Below are 18,388 nucleotides of genomic sequence, written 5' to 3'. Positions count from 1 at the left end.
GAGACGGGTTCGCCTCCTTAAAAACGGCTGGCCGGCAAGCCTGAAGCTTGCCGGCCATCACGCGATCGCTTCGCGGACTGTTGCGCCAAGGCGAGCTTTCTCGCCTCTTTCTCGCCTATAGGCGGCCCATCAGCACCAGCACAAGCACCACGATCAGCAGCAGGCCCAGCACGCCGCTGGGCATGTAGCCCCAGGAACGGCTATGCGGCCAGGTCGGCATGGCACCGAGCAAGACAAGCACCAGCACGACCAGTAATACGGTTCCTAGCATGGAACGCTCCTTTCCCGACTCCGCGTAATGGGCCAGGCCGCCGCCGATACCTCGCCAGGGGACCGGAATCTTCGAGCCCGATGCGAATGTAGCCGCGCCGTTTGGCATGGACCTGACCGCTACGGGCACGTTGCCATGGATGGCGTGCGGTGTCGGTACGATGACGGACAATTGGCGCCCGCTACCGGGGCTGAGGCTTGGGGGGTTGGGCCTTGGCGGTTGGACGGCGCAGGAGTGAGAGCGAGCGGAAAACACGACGGGCATGACCGCCGTGTGGTGGCCTTGAGGCCAGCGGGAAGGCAGCATGCTTCGGGAAAGAACTGAACCAGGGGCAAGGCCGCAGGCGGAAAGTCGTGGGTGCGACTGGGGTCAGGTCCAGACAGCCGGCCGCGCGTATTCGCAGCGCCGCTGTGCGCGCATCTTCGCATACTCCAGCCCGGAACCCTTCTTATATTTCCGGCGGCGGCGTTTCTGCGCCCCGCGAGCACGCCAGGCCGCGCTTGCTCGCTCGCCATGTGTCATAAGAGACACATTGACACCCTGACCGCCTATCCCGACGCTGGATTTTCTGCACGCCACCAAACCGTGCGCCGCGCCCCATTCCTGCTCGCCAATCCCGAAACCCTGCTGCCGGTGCCCATTTTTTGCGCATGGCACCATTCCCCCGGCAAGCCGCCGAAGCCGCCCGGCAGCCCGCCATCCACGCCAAGGCAAGCCCGCATTCCCTTGAAAATCAACGCCTTGCATCTCGCACTGCAACATATGCGGCTGCAAATTGAACACGTGGCCTGAACTTTGCGTAATCGGTATAAGTGCCAACTGTCGACAGCTGACCATCGACCTACAGTGACCTAATCGCCAATCCAAGGAAACACAAACATGGGCAACAACGTCTCTTCCCGCCTGGTTCCCGCCATCTCCGAGGCCGAGCAACAGGTGCGTGAGGATCTCGCCGCCGCATACCGCCTGGTCGCCCTGTACGGCATGGACGACAGCATCTACACCCATATCTCGGCCCGGGTGCCGGGCACCGAGGACCGCTTCCTGATCAACCCGTTCGGGATGCTGTTCCGGGATATCACCGCGTCTTCGCTGGTGTGCATCGACCTGGATGGGAACATCATCAGCGGCCCGCCGGGGCAAGACGTGAACCCGGCGGGCTTCACCATCCACAGCGCCGTGCATGCCGCCCGGCATGACGCGGTCTGCGTGCTGCATACGCATACCGTGGCGGGCGTGGCCGTATCGTCACTGGCGTGTGGCCTGCAGCCCTCCAACCAGTGGGCGCTGCAATTCCATGACCGCGTGTCGTACCACGACTTCGAAGGCATTGCGCTGGACCACGAGGAGCGCGTGCGCCTGGTGGCCGATCTCGGCCCGGACAAGCGCGCCCTGATCCTGCGCAATCACGGCCTGGTGACGCTGGGCCGCAGCGTGGCGGAGGCCTTCATCCTGATGCACAACCTGGAGCGCGCCTGCCGCGTGCAGGTGGCGATCCAGTCCAGCGGCCAGCGCGTCAATCCGGTGCCGCCAGCCATTTGCGAGAAGACCGCGCGCCAGTACGAGAGCGGCGACACCAACCGCCTGCCCGGCGCGGCCGATCCGTACGCGCGGGAATGGCGCGCCTTGCGGGAGCGGCTGGAGCCGGCCGCTGCCACGTCGTTCCGCGAGTGACGCCCTGCCTGCCCTGCCCGCCCCGCGCGCTTTCGCCATTTTGTGTTGCCAGTTCCGTCTTGCCAGTTACCCATCCCTAGCCCCCAGGAGAGTTCCGCAATGAATCGTCGCCAACTGATCAAAATGGGTGTTGCCACCACCGGGCTGTCGCTCGCCGGTGTGCCTTTCCACGTCCTCGCGGCCGGCAAGAAAGGCGGCGTGATCAACGCGCTCGTCCAGCCTGAGCCTTCCGGCCTGATGATCGGCATTACCCAGAATGGCCCCACCCAGCTGATCTCCGGCAACATCTATGAGGGCTTGCTGCGCTACGACGAAAAGCTGGAGCCGCAGCCAGCGCTGGCGACCTCCTGGACGGTAAACCCGGCCGGCACCGTGTACACATTCAAGCTCAAGCCCAAGGTCACCTGGCATGACGGCAAGCCGTTTACCGCGGCCGACGTGGTGTTCTCCGCCGACGTGTTCCTGCGCAAGACCCACGCCCGGCTGCGCGCCAACCTGGCTGCGGTGGAGAGCATCCGCGCGGTGGACCCGCTCACGGTGGAGTTCAAGCTGAAGTACCCGTTCAGCCCGTTCCTCGGCATCTTCGAAGTGGGCACCATGCCCATGGTGCCCAAGCATATCTACGAGGGCACGGATTTCCTGACCAACCCGGCCAACGCCAAGCCCATCGGCACTGGCCCGCTGAAGTTCAAGGAATGGGTGCGCGGCTCGTACATCCAGCTGGTGCGCAACGACGCGTATCACCAACCCGACGTGCCGCTGGTCGACAGCGTGTACTTCCACGTGATCCCCGATGCCTCGGCGCGCGCCGCGGCGTTCGAGTCCGGCAAGGTCGACCTGGTGCCCGGCGGCGCGGTGGAGTACTTCGACGTGGCGCGCCTGAGCAAGCTGCCCGGCGTGCAGGTCACCACCAAGGGCTGGGAGTTCTTCGCGCCGCACTCGTGGCTGTGGGTCAACAACCGCAAGGCGCCGATGGACAACATCAAGTTCCGCCAGGCGCTGGCCTTTGCCATCGACCGCGACGCGATCGCCAAGGTGGCATGGCAAGGCTATGCCAAGAGCGCCACCGGCCCCTTCAACAGCCATATCAAGTACGCCAGCACCGACGTGGCCAAGTATCCGCGCGACCTGGCTCGCGCCAAGCAGCTGCTGACCGAATCCGGCTACAAGGGCGAAACCCTGCGTCTGCTGCCCCTGCCCTACGGCGAAACCTGGACCCGCTCCGCCGAGATCGTTCGGCAGAACCTGCAGCAGGCCGGCGTGAAGATCGAGATGACCCCCACCGACGTGGCGGGCTGGGGCGAGCGGCTGAACAAATGGGACTACGACCTGGCCTTCACCTATGTCTACCAGTACGGTGACCCGGCGCTGGGCGTGGCGCGCAACTACACTTCGGACAACATCGCGCAAGGCTCGCCCTTCAACAATGTGGAGGGCTATCGCAACGCCAAGGTCGACGAGTTGTTCCAGGCTGGCGCGCGCGAGATCGACCCCGCCAAGCGCGCAGCGATCTACCACGAAGTGCAGAAGATCCTGGTGGACGAGATGCCGGTGGTGTGGCTGCACGAGCTCAACTTCCCCACGCTGTACCGCAGCCGCATCAACAATCCCATCAGTTCCGGCATTGGCCTGAACGACGGCATCGGCCGCGCCTGGCTGGCGTGATGGCAGTCATCTTTATCTCTGGGGCAAAGCCATGAGTCGTACGCAGCGCATGCTAGGCCGGGTGGTACAGGGCGTGATCGCGATCCTGGTCATCGCGACCGTCAACTTCCTGCTGATCCGGGCCGCGCCGGGAGACCCTGTCTCGGTGATGGCTGGCGAGGCCGGGGCCTCCGACCCGCAGTTCGTGGCGCAGTTGCGCACGCAGTTCGGGCTGGACAAACCGGTGCCGGAGCAGCTTGCCACTTACCTCGGCCATGTGGTGCACCTGGACCTGGGCTACTCCTACCGCCAGCAGCAGCCGGTGCTGGACCTGATCCTGCAGCGCCTGCCTGCCACGCTGATCCTGACCGGCAGCGCCTTCTTGCTCTCCGTGCTGTTCGGCGTGGTGCTGGGGGCGTGGGCTAGCCGGCGCGCGGGGAGCTGGGTGGACAACGCCATCACCCTGTTCGCCCTGGTGTTCTACGCAACGCCCTTGTACTGGCTGGCGATGATGGCGGTGCTGCTGTTCTCGGTCAAGCTCGACTGGCTGCCCGGCTTTGGCTACTTCACCGTGGGGGCGGACCTGCATGGCCTGGCGCTGGTGTTCGACATTGCCACGCACCTGGTGCTGCCCGCGCTCACGCTGGCGCTGTTCTACATGGCGGTGTATGCGCGCATGACGCGGGCCTCGATGTTGGAGGTGGCGCAGATGGATTTCGTCAAGACCGCGCGCGCCAAGGGTGTGCGGCCCGGGCGCATCCAGCGCGCCCACATCCTGCGCAACGCCCTGCTGCCGGTGGTGACGCTGGCCGGCATCCAGGCCGGCGGCATGATCGGCGGCGCGGTGCTGACCGAGACGGTGTTCGCCTGGCCGGGCATTGGCCGCCTGATGTTCGACGCCCTGCTGCAGCGTGACTACAACCTGCTGCTGGGCTGCTTCCTGGTCACCGCGGCCATGGCCGTGTTGTTCAACCTGTTGACCGACTTTGTCTACACGCTGGTCGACCCGCGGATCGAGATGCAATGAAAAACACTTTCTGGCGGCGGTTCTGCCGCAACAAGGCAGCCGTGCTCGGCATGGTGGTACTGGTGGGCTTTGCCGTGCTCGCGCTGTTCGGGCCGTGGATGGCCGGGCATGATCCCTGGGACATGGTGCAGCAGCCGTTCCTGCAACCGATGCAGGAACCCGGCTTTGCCATGGGCACCGACACCATGGGGCGCGACATCCTGGCGGGCGTGATCCACGGCGCGCGCATCTCGCTGCTGATCGGCGTGGTGTCCACGGTGGTCTCGCTCTTGATCGGCGTGACGCTGGGCGCCATTTCCGGCTACTTCGGCGGGTGGATCGATGCGGCGCTGATGCGCTTCACCGAGCTGTTCCAGGCGGTGCCGAGCTTTGCGCTGGCGCTGGTGCTGGTGGCGATCTTCGAGCCGTCCATCGGCTCCATCGTGGCAGCGATCGCCATCGTGTCCTGGCCGCCGGTGGCGCGCCTGGTGCGCAGCGAGTTCCTCACGCTGCGCCAGCGCGACTTTGTGCAAGCCGCGAAGCTGGCCGGGCAATCGACACCGCGCATCATCCTGTCGCAGATCCTGCCTAATGCCAGCTCGCCCATCGTCGTGATGGCCTCGCTGATGGTGGCGACCGCCATCCTGCTGGAATCCAGCCTGAGCTTCCTGGGTCTCGGCGACCCGAACCACATGAGCTGGGGCTATATGGTGGGCTCGGCGCGCACCGTGCTGCGCCAGGCCTGGTGGATGGCGGTGTTCCCCGGCACGGCCATCCTGCTGACGGTGCTCGCGCTCAATATGGTGGGCGAAGGCCTGAACGACGCGCTCAATGCGCGCCTTGGCGGGAGTGGACGATGAGCACACCGGTACTAGATATCCAGGACCTGAGCATCCGCCTGCCTGCCGGCGGCGACCGCGCGCTGGCAGTGCAGGCAGCCTCGCTGACGCTGCAAGCGGGCCAGACGCTGTGCGTGGTGGGCGAGTCCGGCTCCGGCAAGTCCATGATCGCCAATGCGGTGATGGGCCTGCTGCCGCGGCCCCATGTGGAGCCGGTGGCCGGGCGCATCCTGTTCGAGGGCCAGGACCTGCTGCAGCTGGATGACGACGCCATGCGCGAGCTGCGCGGGCAGAAGATCGGCATGGTGTTCCAGGAACCCATGACGGCGCTCAACCCGGTCATGCGCATCGGCGACCAGATCGCCGAAGTGTTCGACGCGCACCAGCGGCTGGGCGCGGCCGAGAAGCGCAAGCGCATCGTGGCGGCGCTGGCCGACGTGGGCCTGCCCGATCCGGAGCTGCTGTATGACAGCTACCCCTTCCGCCTGTCGGGCGGGCAACGCCAGCGCGTGATGATCGCGTGCGCCATGGCGCTGGAGCCGCGCCTGCTGATCGCCGACGAGCCCACCACCGCGCTCGACGTCACCACGCAGGCGCAGATCCTGCAACTGATCCGCGAGCTGCAAAAGCGGCGCGGCATGGCCGTGCTGTTCATCACGCACGATTTCGGCGTGGTGTCGGAGATCGCCGACCAGGTGGTGGTGATGCAGACCGGCACCATCGTCGAGACCGGGCCGGCCGCGCGCGTGCTGACCGATCCGCAGCATTCCTATACCCGCAAGCTGATCAGCGCCATTCCCGGCGGGCACCTGCGCCAGCCGCCCGTGCAGGTGGAGGTCAACCGCGTGCTGCAGGTGCAGGACCTGTGCAAGACCTACCGCACCGGTGGCGGTCTGCTGCGGCGCGGGCGCGAGGTGCAAGCCGCGCGCAACGTGAACTTCGAGCTGCTGCGCGGGCAAACGCTCGGGCTGGTGGGTGAATCGGGCTCCGGCAAATCGACGGTGGGCCGCTGCATCGTGGGCCTGGCACCGTTCGACAGCGGCCGCATCGTGATCAACGGGCGCAACCTGTCCCAAGGCGGCGGGCTGCTGCAGCGCGCGGGCGGCAAGCTGCAGATGGTGTTCCAGGACCCTTATGCCTCGCTCAATCCCCGGCATCGGATCGGTGCGGCCATCGCTGCCGGCCCCATCGCGCAGGGCGTATCGCGCCAGGAGGCACAGGCGCGCACGCTGGAGCTGCTCGGGCTGGTCGGGCTGGGGCCGGAGGCGGCCGAGCGCTACCCGCATGAGTTTTCCGGCGGGCAGCGCCAGCGCATCGGCATTGCCCGGGCGCTAGCGATGCAGCCGGAATTGCTGGTGGCGGACGAGCCCGTCTCCGCGCTGGATGTGTCGGTGCAGGCGCAGGTGCTGGAGCTGTTCGCCAAGGTGCGCGAGCAGTTCAAGCTGGCTATGGTCTTTATCACCCACGACCTGCGCGTGGCCGCGCAGATGTGCGACAAGATCGCCGTCATGCAGCGCGGCGAGGTGGTCGAGTACGGCGAGACGGCTCGCGTGCTGAGCGCACCCGAGCATGCCTACACGCGCAAGCTGATCGAAGCCATCCCGCGCCTGACCCGGGTGCAGGAGGCAGCGCAGGCACCCGAGACACCAGAAACACCAGAGCCAGCCCGCCTGCAAGCGGTCGGGGGCTACGCATGACCCGCACCGACCTCGACAATCTGGCCGGAACACGCAACAAGATGGACATGACGACAACCAAGCCTCCCTGTGTGGCACTGCTCAGCAGCGTGCTCGACATGCACTACCTGGTACCCGCCTTCCGCGCGGCGGCGCCCGGGCTGGACCTGCGCGTGGGCGCCGACCTGGGCACGCTTGACGACATCGATGCCGCGGTCTGCTGGGCGCCCCCGCCCGGCTTGCTGGCGGCCATGCCCAAGCTGAGCCTGGTGCAGTCGCTGGGCGCGGGCATCGACCACCTGCGCAGCGATCCGGACCTGCCGCCAGGGCCAACCGTCTGCCGCATCGTGGATACCGCCATGGCGGGCACCATGACGGCCTACGTGACGTGGGCCGTGATCCAGCACCAGCGCAGCATGGGCGCCTATTTGGCCAGCGCGGCGGCCGGGCAGTGGCAAGAGCAGCCCATCGTGGCGCCGTCGCGGCACCGGGTGGGCATTGCGGGGCTGGGCACGCTGGGCATTGCCAGCGCCCGCGCGCTGCAGGCGGTGGGCTATGCGGTGCGCGGCTGGAGCCGCAGCCCCAAGGCGGACCTGCCCGAGGGCGTGGAAGCCTTCCACGGCCAGGACGGCCTGGATGCCTTCCTGGCGGGCTGCGACGCGCTGGTTTGCCTGCTGCCGCTCACCGCGCAGACGCAGGGTTTCCTGTGCGCGGACCTGTTCGCCCGCCTGCCGCGCGGCGCGCACTTGATCAACGTAGGCCGGGGCGGCCACCTGGTCGAGGCCGACCTGCTGCGCGCGCTGGACGACGGTACGCTGGGCGCGGCCACGCTGGATGCCTTCCAGCACGAGCCGCTGCCATCCGGGCATCCGTTCTGGCGGCATCCGCGCATCAACGTCACGCCGCATGTGGCGGCCCGCACCGATCCGGCGACGATCGCGCGCCAGACGCTGGATAATCTGGCCCAGCTGCGCCGCGGGCAGCGACCTGCCGTGGCAGTCGACCCGGCACAGGGATATTGATATTGACGCGTTTGACCTTGGCATGCCGCTGCCCCAGCACTCCGACACACCCGATACCAACAACAGGACGTCACTGACATGACCGTCGCCTTGCCCTCCCACGCCGCCCTTGCCGCAGACGATATCGCGGCCCATCTGCATCCCTTTACCAACCTGGCCGCCCACCCCGGCGTCGGCCCGCTCGTCATCACCAAAGGCGACGGCATCTATGTGGAGGACGACCAGGGCAAGCGCTACCTGGAGGGGATGTCCGGCCTGTGGTGCAGCTCGCTCGGATTCAGCCATGCGCGCGTGATCGAGGCCGGCGTGCAGGCCATGCGCACGCTGCCCTACTATCACACGTTCAACCATCGCTCCAACCCGGCGGCCATCATGCTGGCCGAGAAGCTGGTGGCGATGGCGCCGGTACCGATGTCCAAGGTGTTCTTCGCCAACTCCGGCTCGGAGGCCAATGACACCGCCGTGAAGCTGGTCTGGTATTACCACAACGCCATCGGCAAACCGGACAAGAAAAAGATCATCGCGCGCACCAACGCCTATCACGGCGTCACCGTGGCAGCGGCGAGCCTGAGCGGCCTGCAGGCCAATCACCGCGATTTCGACCTGCCCATCGACCGCATCCTGCGCGCTGGCTGCCCGCACCACTACCGCTACGGCGCGCCGGGCGAGAGCGAGGCGGCGTTCGCCAGCCGCCTGGCGCAGGAGCTCGAAGCACTGATCCAGGCGGGGGGCCCGGACACCATCGGCGCCTTCATCGCCGAGCCAGTGATGGGCGCGGGCGGCGTGATCGTGCCGCCAGCCACCTACTTTGCCGAGATCCAGGCCGTGCTGCGCCGCCATGACATCCTGCTGATCGCCGACGAGGTGATCTGCGGCTTTGGCCGGACCGGCGCGATGTTTGGCTCCACCACCTACGGCATGCGGCCCGACATCCTCACCTGCGCCAAGGCGCTGTCCTCCGGCTACATGCCGATCTCGGCGGTGATGGTGTCGGAGAAGGTGCATGCGGCCATTGCCGCCAACAGCGGCAAGATCGGCACCTTCGGCCATGGCTTCACCTACTCGGGCCATCCGGTCACTACGGCGGTGGCGCTGGAGACGCTGCGCGTCTATGAGGATGACCACATCCTCGATCACGTGAACGCCATCGCGCCCCGCTTCCAGCAAGCGCTGCGGGCCTATGCCGGGCGAGCGCTGGTGGGCGAGGTGCGCGGGGTCGGCCTGCTGGGCGCGGTCGAACTGGCGGCGGATCCGGCGGCGCGGCGCGCCTTCGACCCGGCCCTGAAGGCTGGCCCGCGCCTGGCTCAGCTGGCGCAGGAGCACGGCCTGATCGTGCGCGCCATGGGCGACACCATTGCGTTCTGCCCGCCGCTGATCATCACCGAGGCGCAGATCGACGAGCTGTTCGCGCGGTTCGAGCGCGCCATGGTGGCGCTGGAGCGTGAGCTCCCGGCCGGCAGCAAGGGAAGCAATAGCGGCCATGGTGGCAACAAGGCTGCAGCCTGATGACCGGCCCGGCCAATCCTTCGCTACGGCTCACCACGGCGAGTGCGCGCCGCGATGGCATCGCGCTGTTCTTCTGCGCGCTGGTGGCGTTTGCCAGCTACGACGCCTTCTGCAAATGGATGCTGCGCGACCACTCGGCGCCCATGATGAACCTCACCCGCTATGTGTCGGTAAGCGTCATCGCGCTGGTGTGGCTGGTGCGCGAAGGCGACCTGAAGCTGTGGCGCACGCCCTGCAAGTGGCTGCTGCTGGCGCGCGGGCTGGCGCTTGGGATCGTGGCGAGCTGCTTCATGGCCGCGCTGGTGCACATGCCTCTGGCAGAGGCCACCGCCATCTACTTCACCGCGCCGCTGATCATGGTGGCACTGTCGCCGGCGGTGCTGGGCGAACGGGTGGGACGCGCCCAGTGGGCGGCGGTGCTGGCCGGCTTTGGCGGCATGCTGCTGATCGTGCGGCCCGGCGGCGACCTGCCGCTCGTGGGCACGGTGCTGATGATGGTCTCGGCCGTATGCTACGCCGCCTTCCAGCTGCTGACGCGCCGGCTGGCCGGCGTGGTCGCCGGGCCGGTGCTCTATGCCTGGACCGCGCTGATCTGCCTGGTGGTGACCGGCGTGCCGGCGCTGGCGACGCTGCCTGAGGTCATGCCGCCCGCGCCCGACATCTTGCTGATGATGATCGGTGGCGCCTGCAGCGGCCTGGCCCAGTTGCTGCTGCTGGCCGCCTTCCGGCGCGTTGCCGCCTCCACGCTCGCGCCGCTCAATTACTTTCAACTGCTGCTCGCCGTGCTGATCAGTACCTTTGTCTTCCAGCGCCCGCCCGATGGCATCGCGCTGGCGGGCATCGTGCTGATCATGCTGTCGGGCGGCTACCTCGCATTGCGCGGGCGGCAGGCGCCGCCCGCGCCGCCAGCACCGCTGGTAAAGCCGGTCGTAGCCCGACCCAAGGACTAAGCCCATGTCTGATTCCGCATTCGACGAATCCTCGCCCTTTGCCTCCATCGAAGTCTCCGACCTGGTGGCGGCGGTGGAGGCGCAACTCACCCAGGCCATCGTCGAAGGCCGGCTCCCGCCCGGCAGCCGCATCGTCGAGGCCGACATCGCCCGCCGCATGAATGTCAGCCGCGCGCCGGTGCGCGAGGCGGCCCGGCGGCTGGAGCGCCAGGGCGTGCTGGTCTCGCGCCCGCGCCATGGCTTTGCGGTGCGCACGGTGACGGTGCGCGAGATCGACGACCTGTTCCAGGTACGGCTGAATCTGGAGCTGATGGCCGCATCGCTCGCCTGCAAGCAGGCGCCGGAGGCCGGGCTGAAGCAGCTCGTGGCCATGGTCGACCGCATGGTGCAGGACGCCGAATCGCTGCCGCAGATCGAGCGCGTGGCGCGCGACCTGGCGTTCCACACGGCCATCTGCGAGCTGTCCGGCAACGCTTACCTGCATCGCATGTTCTCCATGATGCAAACGGAGATCCGCATGATCGTGGCGCTGATCGACAGCGTGTACCACGACCCGAAGGCCGTGGCCGAGACCCATCGCCCCATTGCCGAGGCGATTGCGCGGCGCGACGAAGCCGCCGCGCAAGCCGCGGTGCGCTTCCATATCGATGACGCCTGGGTCCATGTCCGGGCGGTGTTCATGCAAAAACAAGGCGCCGCCGAGGCGCCCCCGATGGAGTCCGTCCTATGAAAGTCGTCTACAGCGATCTGCATCTCGACCACGACCCGCACGCGTTCATGGTGCGCGGCAAGATGAAACGCAGCAACGAGCAGCCCGAGCGCGCCCTGCGCCTCTTGGCAGCGGTGCGTGCCGATGGCCACGACGTGATTGCCCCCGCCGATCACGGCCCCGGCCCGCGCGCCGCGATCCACACGCCGGAATACCTGCGCTTCCTGGAAACCGCGTACGACCGCTGGCAACTGCTGCCCGACGCCTCCGAGGAGGTCTTGCCCAACATCCATCCGTTCCCCGGGCAGCCCTGCACCTATCCCGACAGCGTGGTCGGCCAGGCGGGCTTCCACATGGGCGACGCCGCCTGCTCCATCGGGCCCAACACCTGGCGCGCGGCGGTCGGCTCAGCCGACGTGGCCACCCACGCCGCGCAACTGGTCGCCGACGGCGAACGCGCCGCCTATGCGCTGTGCCGCCCGCCGGGCCACCACGCTTATGCGGACCGCGCCAACGGCTTTTGCTACCTGAACAACACCGCCATTGCCGCGCAGCACCTGCGCCGCCACCATGACCGCGTCGCCATCCTCGACATCGACATGCACCACGGCAACGGCACCCAGGGCATCTTCTACCGGCGCAACGATGTGCTGACCGTGTCGCTGCATGGCGACCCGATGCTGTTCACGCCCTTCTTCACCGGACACGCGCACGAGCGCGGCGAGGCGGAGGGCCTCGGCTACAACATCAACCGCCCGCTGGCGCGCGGCACCGGCGACGAGGCCTACCTGGCAGCGCTGCGCGACGTGTGCCAGAGCATCCGCGCCTTCGCGCCCGGCGCGCTGGTGGTGGCGCTGGGGCTGGACGCGCACGAGCGCGACCCGTACCAGGCGCTGGCCGTCACCACGCCCGGCTTCGCGCTGATCACCGCGGAAATCGCGCGGCTGGGCTTGCCGACGGTGCTGGTGCAGGAAGGCGGGTATCTCTCCGACGATCTCGGGCCCAACCTGTCCAGCGCGCTGCGCGGCTTCGCGAGCGCGGCATGAACGGGCCGGCAAGCGCGGCACTGGCTGCCGCCGATGTGCTTAGCGAAGGCTCGCCCGAAGTCCCTGTGACGTGGGCGATGGCGCTGCTCACGCAGCACTACGGGCTGGCGGGCCGGCTCTCCCCGCTGAGCGGCGAGCGCGACCGGAACTTCCTGCTGGAAACGCCCGCGGCAAGCTACATGCTCAAGGTATCCCACCCGGCCGAGCTGCCGCTGGTGGCGGACTTCCAGACCCAGGCGCTGCTGCACATCGCCGCGGCCGACCCCGCCCTGCCCGTGCAGCGCATCGTGCCAACCCTGGCGGGCCAGCCAGCGCTGATCGCCCAGCCACCCGGTGGCGAAGCGCGTGTGGTGCGCCTGTTCAGCTACTTGCCTGGCGTGCCGCTGCCCAAGGCGCAGCGCTCGCAAGCACAGGCACGGGAGCTGGCGCGCACGCTGGCCCGGCTCGACCTGGCGCTGCGCGACTTCCGCCATCCCGCCGGCGAACTGGAGCTGCCGTGGGACATCCAGCGCGCCGACCGCGTGCGCGGCCTGCTCGACAGCGTCCCGGACGAGAGCCGCCGCGCGCTGGCAAACCGCGCGCTGGATCGCTTTGCCGCCAATGTGCAGCCCCGGCTGGCGCACCTGCGGGCCCAGCCGATCCACAACGACTTCAATATCTATAACGTGCTGGTCGATCCGCAAGACCATGCGCGCATCGCGGGCGTGCTGGATTTTGGCGACATGGTCCATGCGCCCCTGATCGACGACCTGGCCGTTGCCGCCGCCTATCAGGTTGACCCCGCCGGCGACACGATGGCCACGCTGGCGGACTTTGCCGCCACCTATCACGCGGTACTGCCGCTGCAAGCCGATGAGGTCGACGTGCTGTTCGACCTGGTGCAGGCCCGGCTGGTGATGGTGGTAGCCATCAGTGGCTGGCGCGCCGCGCGGCATCCGGAAAACGCGCCTTACCTGTTGCGCAACAACGCGGTCTCCTGGGACCGGCTGGCAGCCTGCGACGCGATCCCCACCGAACAAGCACGCTCCGTCCTGCGCCGCGCCTGCGGGATGGCGTGACCACGACACCAAGGAATCCGATGACCACGGCAGCAGCCACCCCTAGCGTTGCAGCACTGACCGAGCGGCGCGCCCGCGTGCTCGGCCCGGCGTACCGCCTGTTCTACGAGGAGCCGCTGCACATCGTGCGCGGCGATGGCGTCTGGCTTTACGACGCCAACGGCGAGCGCTACCTCGATGCATATAACAATGTGGCATCGGTCGGCCATTGCCATCCACAGGTGGTGCAAGCCATCGCCCGCCAGGCGGCGCAGCTCAACACGCACACACGCTACCTGCACGAGGGCATCCTGGATTACGCGGAGCGCCTGCTGGCCACCATGCCGGACGCGCTGGGCCATGCCATGCTCACCTGCACCGGCAGCGAGGCCAACGACCTGGCGATGCGCATCGCGCGCGCCCACACCGGCGCGCAAGGGCTGATCATCACGCGCTTTGCCTACCATGGCGTGACCGCGTCCATTGCCGAAGCATCGCCCTCGCTCGGGCGCTACGTGAAGCTTGGCGACAACGTGCGTACCGTGCCGGCACCGGACAGCTACCGCGTTGCGCCGGCGCAGCTCGGTGTTGTCTTTGCCGACGGTGTGCGCCAAGCCATCGAGGACCTGCGCGCGCATGGCATCCGCCCCGCCGCGCTGCTGGTCGATACCGTGTTCTCCAGCGACGGCATCTTCTGCGATCCGCCCGGCTTCCTGAACGATGCGGTCGCCGCCATCCGCGCGGCCGGCGGCGTGTTCATCGCCGACGAGGTGCAGCCCGGCCTGGGGCGCACGGGCGAGGCGTTCTGGGGATTCCAGCGGCATGGCGTGGTGCCGGACATCGTCACCATGGGCAAGCCAATGGGCAACGGGCATCCGCTGGCCGGGCTGGCCGTGCGCCCCGAAGTGCTGGCGGCGTTTGGGCGCGAGTGCCGTTACTTCAATACCTTCGGCGGCAACCCGGTGTCTGTCGCCGCCGGCATGGCGGTGCTTGACGTCATCGAGCAGACGCATCTCATGGCGCAGGTGCGGCGCGTGGGCAAGTACCTGCGCGAGCGGCTGGCAGGCGTGGCGGCGCGGCATCCACTGATCGGCGATATCCGCGGGGCCGGGCTGTTCGTCGCGGTGGAGTTTGTCGAAGACGGCGATGCCGCGCGGCCCGCGACCGCGCGCACGGCGCGCATCGTCAACGGTCTGCGGCGGCGCCACGTGCTGGTTGGTGCCACCGGCGAAGCGGCCAACATCCTGAAGATCCGCCCGCCGATGGTGTTCACCGAAGCGCACGCCGACCTGCTGGCCGACACCCTGGACGCAGTGCTCGCCGAGGTGGAGAACGAGCGATTGGCCTGAACCTGAACCCGCCCGCCAGCCATCCGGCCACGGCCAGCAGCCCGGCTAACGCGCCGCGAGCCTGGCGGCTATGCCGGCCACGTGCCGGCCCTGATACTTTGCGATCGCCAGTTCGTTCTCGCTGGGCTGGCGCGAGCCGTCGGCGGCCGTGAGGGTGGAAGCGCCATAGGGTGTGCCCCCCGTGATCTGGCTCATGTCCAGCAGCCGCGCTTCGGCGTAGGGCACGCCGACAATCACCATGCCCTGGTGCAGCAGCGTGGTGTGGAAGCTGGTGATCGTGGTCTCCTGGCCGCCGTGCTGGGTGGCGGTGCTGGTAAAGACACTGCCGACCTTGCCCACCAGCCCGCCGCTCATCCACAGCCCGCCGGTCTGGTCGAGAAAATTGCGCATCTGCGCGCACATATTGCCAAACCGTGTGGGGGTGCCGAACAGGATGGCATCGGCGTCGGCCAGTTTGTCCGGCTCCGCCACCGGCACATGGGCGAAAGCCGCCCGGGCGGCCTTGGCGCCACTCTTTTCCAGCACGGCGTCGGGCACCAGTTCCGGCACCTGGAGCAACGTCACCTCGGCGCCATCGACTTCGCGAGCGCCCGCCGCCACGGCCTCCGCCATTTTGTAGACGTGCCCGTACATGCTGTAGAAGACCACCTGGATCTTGCAGGTCATGACATCCTCCTGAGTGCAATGCCAAATTCGAAATGAAAAATGACGAAATACGAAATCGGGACTTCAGGCCGCAACAGGCCATTCGTTGAGTCTAGGCGAAGCAAGCGCGCCGCGCGGTGACTGCCGCGCTTCCCTTCGCATCTTCGCCGCCTACAATAAAAGACCCTGGCTCATCCGCGCGCGGCACGGGCCCGCCCTGCCGGGGCCAACGTTGGAGTACCGCAATGACAACGGCGTGTGCGCACCTTGCATTGAGCCATCCCGTCACACCCAGCGCAGAAGGCTGCGAGGAATGCCTGCGCAGCGGCGACGAATGGGTGCACCTGCGCTTGTGCCTGTGCTGCGGCCATGTCGGCTGCTGCGACGACTCGCCCAACCAGCACGCCACCCGGCATTTCCTGGCCACGGAACATCCGGTGATCCAGTCGTTCGAGCCGGGCGAAACCTGGCGCTGGTGCTATATCGACAAGCTGTTCATTCCTTGAGGGGTGCCCGGCGCCCGGCACACGCTCAGGCCAACCCCCATGCGCCAATCCTGCAAGGAGAATGTCATGCTGTCGACACCCGTTGAAAAGACCGACCATGTACTGGGGCCTGCCTCGGCCCACGTCACCGTGGTCGAGTACGGCGACTTCGAATGCCAGTATTGCCGCCTGGCCTACGGCGGCGTGAAGATCCTGCTTGCCCGCTACCACGACCGCGTGCGCTTTGTGTACCGCCATTTCCCGCTGACGGCCTGGCACCCGCTGGCGCTAGCCGCCGCGGAGGCTGCCGAGGCCGCGGCGGCCCAGCACAAGTTCTGGCCGATGCACCAGCAGATCTTCGAGCAACATCACGGCATCAAGCCGGCGATGCTGCGGGAGTACGCCGCTACGCTGGAACTGGACCTGGAGCGTTATGACTACGACATGAAGGCCCACACCTACCTGCAGCGCGTGCGCGAGCACCAGCAAGGCGGCATTGCCAGCCATGTGCGCAGCACGCCGGCATTCTTCGTCAATGGGGCAATACAGGACGTGACCTTCGGCATCGAACACCTGGACCATGCCATTGCCGTGGCGCTGCGTCACTGAGGGGCTGGGGGCCAGGGGCCTAGGCTTGCGGGCCAGCAGGCGTTGCCGCCTCCGCCGCGCTGTACACATGGCGCGTGGCGAGCAGTGACGCAAGGTCGGCGTCGCCGGCAATCACCGCCCGCAGGATCTGCGCGTGCTCGTCCCAGTTCTGCTGCGCGCGCTGCCGGTGCGCGGGCGCAAACACCAGTCCGGTGCGTTCGCGCAAGGAGCGCATCATCTCCTGCAGCACGCTGTTGGCGGCGATATTGCCCAGCACTTCGTGAAAGCGGAAATTGAGCGTGAGCAGGCGCGCATCCTCGCCGCCGCATGCCGCCGCGCTGCCCTGGCGCAAGACCTCCTGCAACTCGGCGACCAGCCGGGGATCGCGCCGTTGCGCGGCCAGCTTGGCGTTCAGGCCTTCGAGCGTGGCGCGCACCTCCACCATCTCCCGGGCCACCTGCTCCGACAGGCACGCCACCGACGCGCCCCGGCGCGGCTCGATGCGAACCAGCCCCTCGGCCGCCAGCGCGCGCAGCGCCTCACGCACCGGCACGCGCGACACGCCCAGTTCGGCCGACAGCGTGTGCTCCACCAGGCGGTCGCCCTGGCGGTACACGCCACCGACAATGCGCTGGCGCAAGGTATCGGTCACCTGCGAAAACAGCGGCGAATGGCGCGAGCCGAGGCTGGCGCCGGAATGGCCCGCCGGGTGGGCGGGTGGAACACTGCCGTGGTCGTCGGACATGTTCGTCTTGTGGGCGCGCGGGCCGGCCTTGGCCAGCCCGCGCGCGCTGGTTCAGCTGCGCTGGAATGTAAAGCTGTCGGCGTAGATATGCGCGCCGCTGGCGCCGAGCCCGAGAAAGGTCTCGCGGGCGTCGCGGATCATGTCGGGCGAGCCGCACAGGTAGATGGCATGCTCGGACAGGTCCGGCAGGTCGGCGGCAACGGCGTGCTGCACGTGGCCGCGCCGGCCGCTCCATGCGCCGTCGGCACGCGAGAGCACCGGCACGTACTGGAAATCGTAGAGCCGCGCGCCCCACGCCTGGATCTGTTCGTGCAGGTACAGGTCCGCCTGGGTGCGCATGCCCCAGTACAGCGAGACCGGCGGGCAATCGGGATCGTCCATCAGCGATTCGAGGATGCTCTTGATCGGCGCCAGCCCGGTGCCCGTGGCCACCATCACCAGCGGGCGATAGTCGTCCTTGCGGAAATAGAAGCCGCCCAGCGGCAGCTCCACGTCGAGCTGGTCATCGGAGCGCAGTCCCGCCAGCAAGCGCTCGGTGAAGTAGCCGCCAGGAATACGGCGCACGTGCAGGTCCACCGTGCGGTCCTTGGGAATCGACGCCATCGAGAAACTGCGCGCGATGCCGTCACCGGTAAAGATCTTGAGGTACTGGCCGGGACGGTAGTCAATCGCCTGCGCCTGCGGCAGCTCCAGCGTCAGGTGCACCACGTCAGCGCTGAGCGGCGCGATCTTGCGGATCACCGCGGTGTGGCGCGCGGGCTCGGCGCATGGCTCGCCTGGCCGCGCGGTGCTGATCACCAGGTCGCTGGTGGGCCGCGCCTGGCACGCCAGCGCAAAGCCTTCGGCCTCTTCTTCCGGGGTCAGGCCCATGGGGTACTCGTCATAGGCCACCGCGCCTTCGACCAGCCTGACGCGGCACGTTGCGCAGCCGCCGAAGCGGCAGTCGTGTGCCATCTGCACATTGGCGCGCTGGGCGCCGTCCAGTACCGTTTCGCCGGCGCTGGTTTCGAACGATTGCTGGGATTCGATGAGATGGATGCGGTAGGACATGGTGGACTCGGAATGCGGGGGGGGGGGGGGACGGGCTTCTGGATCTAAAACCTAAAACCTAAAGCCTAAAGTCAAAGGCAGTTTCACCACCCCTGCGGGGCGGCGACCTACTTTCTTGTCTTGCCAAGAAAGTAGGCAAAGAAGGC

Annotated in this window: 18 protein-coding genes; 14 read left to right on the top strand and 4 right to left on the bottom strand. The window is 67.7% G+C overall.

All coding sequences use genetic code 11. The annotated features are described in order from the left end of the window. Positions 1-115: 115 nt before the first annotated feature. The gene (locus AC1RQC_RS15540) at positions 116-271 is read right to left on the bottom strand and encodes a DUF3309 family protein (protein ID WP_183032690.1); all 156 of its coding nucleotides are present in this window, start codon (positions 269-271) and stop codon (positions 116-118) included. An 879-nt stretch (positions 272-1,150) separates the two neighbouring features. Here AC1RQC_RS15540 and AC1RQC_RS15535 point away from each other — a divergent pair. From AC1RQC_RS15535 to AC1RQC_RS15480, 12 genes are all read left to right on the top strand, one after another. Next, positions 1,151-1,945, top strand: coding sequence for a class II aldolase/adducin family protein (locus AC1RQC_RS15535; protein ID WP_492807017.1), 795 nt, complete (start codon positions 1,151-1,153; stop codon positions 1,943-1,945). A gap of 99 nt (positions 1,946-2,044) precedes the next feature. Continuing rightward, the gene (locus AC1RQC_RS15530) at positions 2,045-3,610 is read left to right on the top strand and encodes an ABC transporter substrate-binding protein (RefSeq protein WP_492883879.1); all 1,566 of its coding nucleotides are present in this window, start codon (positions 2,045-2,047) and stop codon (positions 3,608-3,610) included. 31 nt (positions 3,611-3,641) lie between these two features. Continuing rightward, positions 3,642-4,616: an ABC transporter permease gene (locus tag AC1RQC_RS15525; RefSeq protein ID WP_043354633.1), complete on the top strand. Its 975-nt coding sequence runs from the start codon at positions 3,642-3,644 to the stop codon at positions 4,614-4,616. Next, positions 4,613-5,455, top strand: coding sequence for an ABC transporter permease (locus tag AC1RQC_RS15520; protein ID WP_174428021.1), 843 nt, complete (start codon positions 4,613-4,615; stop codon positions 5,453-5,455). Before AC1RQC_RS15525 ends, AC1RQC_RS15520 begins: the two co-directional genes overlap by 4 nt. After that, the gene (locus AC1RQC_RS15515) at positions 5,452-7,131 is read left to right on the top strand and encodes a dipeptide ABC transporter ATP-binding protein (protein WP_492807013.1); all 1,680 of its coding nucleotides are present in this window, start codon (positions 5,452-5,454) and stop codon (positions 7,129-7,131) included. Before AC1RQC_RS15520 ends, AC1RQC_RS15515 begins: the two co-directional genes overlap by 4 nt. Next, positions 7,128-8,132: a 2-hydroxyacid dehydrogenase gene (locus AC1RQC_RS15510; RefSeq protein ID WP_492372087.1), complete on the top strand. Its 1,005-nt coding sequence runs from the start codon at positions 7,128-7,130 to the stop codon at positions 8,130-8,132. The genes AC1RQC_RS15515 and AC1RQC_RS15510 overlap by 4 nt, the downstream gene beginning before the upstream one ends. A 78-nt stretch (positions 8,133-8,210) precedes the next feature. Beyond that, positions 8,211-9,638, top strand: coding sequence for an aspartate aminotransferase family protein (locus tag AC1RQC_RS15505; RefSeq protein WP_492807011.1), 1,428 nt, complete (start codon positions 8,211-8,213; stop codon positions 9,636-9,638). Continuing rightward, complete coding sequence (locus AC1RQC_RS15500; protein ID WP_492883877.1) at positions 9,638-10,588, top strand: DMT family transporter; 951 nt, start codon at positions 9,638-9,640, stop codon at positions 10,586-10,588. Before AC1RQC_RS15505 ends, AC1RQC_RS15500 begins: the two co-directional genes overlap by 1 nt. Before the next feature lie 4 nt (positions 10,589-10,592). Beyond that, positions 10,593-11,318, top strand: coding sequence for a GntR family transcriptional regulator (locus AC1RQC_RS15495; RefSeq protein WP_492372084.1), 726 nt, complete (start codon positions 10,593-10,595; stop codon positions 11,316-11,318). Then, positions 11,315-12,343, top strand: a complete 1,029-nt coding sequence (locus AC1RQC_RS15490; protein ID WP_183032683.1) for a histone deacetylase family protein — start codon at positions 11,315-11,317, stop codon at positions 12,341-12,343. The genes AC1RQC_RS15495 and AC1RQC_RS15490 overlap by 4 nt, the downstream gene beginning before the upstream one ends. After that, positions 12,340-13,401 carry a phosphotransferase gene (locus AC1RQC_RS15485; RefSeq protein WP_492807009.1) on the top strand — a complete coding sequence of 354 codons (1,062 nt, stop codon included), beginning with the start codon at positions 12,340-12,342 and terminating at the stop codon, positions 13,399-13,401. The genes AC1RQC_RS15490 and AC1RQC_RS15485 overlap by 4 nt, the downstream gene beginning before the upstream one ends. Before the next feature lie 20 nt (positions 13,402-13,421). Beyond that, positions 13,422-14,729: an aspartate aminotransferase family protein gene (locus AC1RQC_RS15480; protein ID WP_492807007.1), complete on the top strand. Its 1,308-nt coding sequence runs from the start codon at positions 13,422-13,424 to the stop codon at positions 14,727-14,729. A 45-nt stretch (positions 14,730-14,774) separates the two neighbouring features. On the opposite strand, the gene wrbA is transcribed toward AC1RQC_RS15480, so the two are convergent. Next, complete coding sequence (gene wrbA / locus AC1RQC_RS15475) at positions 14,775-15,395, bottom strand: NAD(P)H:quinone oxidoreductase (protein WP_174428029.1); 621 nt, start codon at positions 15,393-15,395, stop codon at positions 14,775-14,777. Between the two features lie 224 nt (positions 15,396-15,619). On the opposite strand from wrbA, the gene AC1RQC_RS15470 reads away from it, so the two are divergent. Together AC1RQC_RS15470 and AC1RQC_RS15465 are read left to right on the top strand one after the other, a co-directional pair. Then, positions 15,620-15,880, top strand: a complete 261-nt coding sequence (locus AC1RQC_RS15470; protein ID WP_043354618.1) for a UBP-type zinc finger domain-containing protein — start codon at positions 15,620-15,622, stop codon at positions 15,878-15,880. 66 nt (positions 15,881-15,946) lie between these two features. Then, on the top strand, positions 15,947-16,468 hold the full coding sequence (locus AC1RQC_RS15465; protein ID WP_492831529.1) for a DsbA family protein: 522 nt from the start codon (positions 15,947-15,949) through the stop codon (positions 16,466-16,468). 19 nt (positions 16,469-16,487) lie between these two features. Here the strand turns inward: AC1RQC_RS15465 and AC1RQC_RS15460 are convergent, their stop codons facing one another. Next, positions 16,488-17,192: a GntR family transcriptional regulator gene (locus AC1RQC_RS15460; RefSeq protein WP_492883875.1), complete on the bottom strand. Its 705-nt coding sequence runs from the start codon at positions 17,190-17,192 to the stop codon at positions 16,488-16,490. A gap of 51 nt (positions 17,193-17,243) precedes the next feature. Next, positions 17,244-18,242, bottom strand: a complete 999-nt coding sequence (locus AC1RQC_RS15455) for a 2Fe-2S iron-sulfur cluster-binding protein (RefSeq protein ID WP_492883873.1) — start codon at positions 18,240-18,242, stop codon at positions 17,244-17,246. Between the last annotated feature and the right edge of the window lie 146 nt (positions 18,243-18,388).

The organism is Cupriavidus sp. GW822-FHT03E04 (assembly GCF_058801495.1).
Note: the sequence above shows the minus strand (reverse complement) of the source record. Positions and strands in the feature narration are given on the sequence as shown.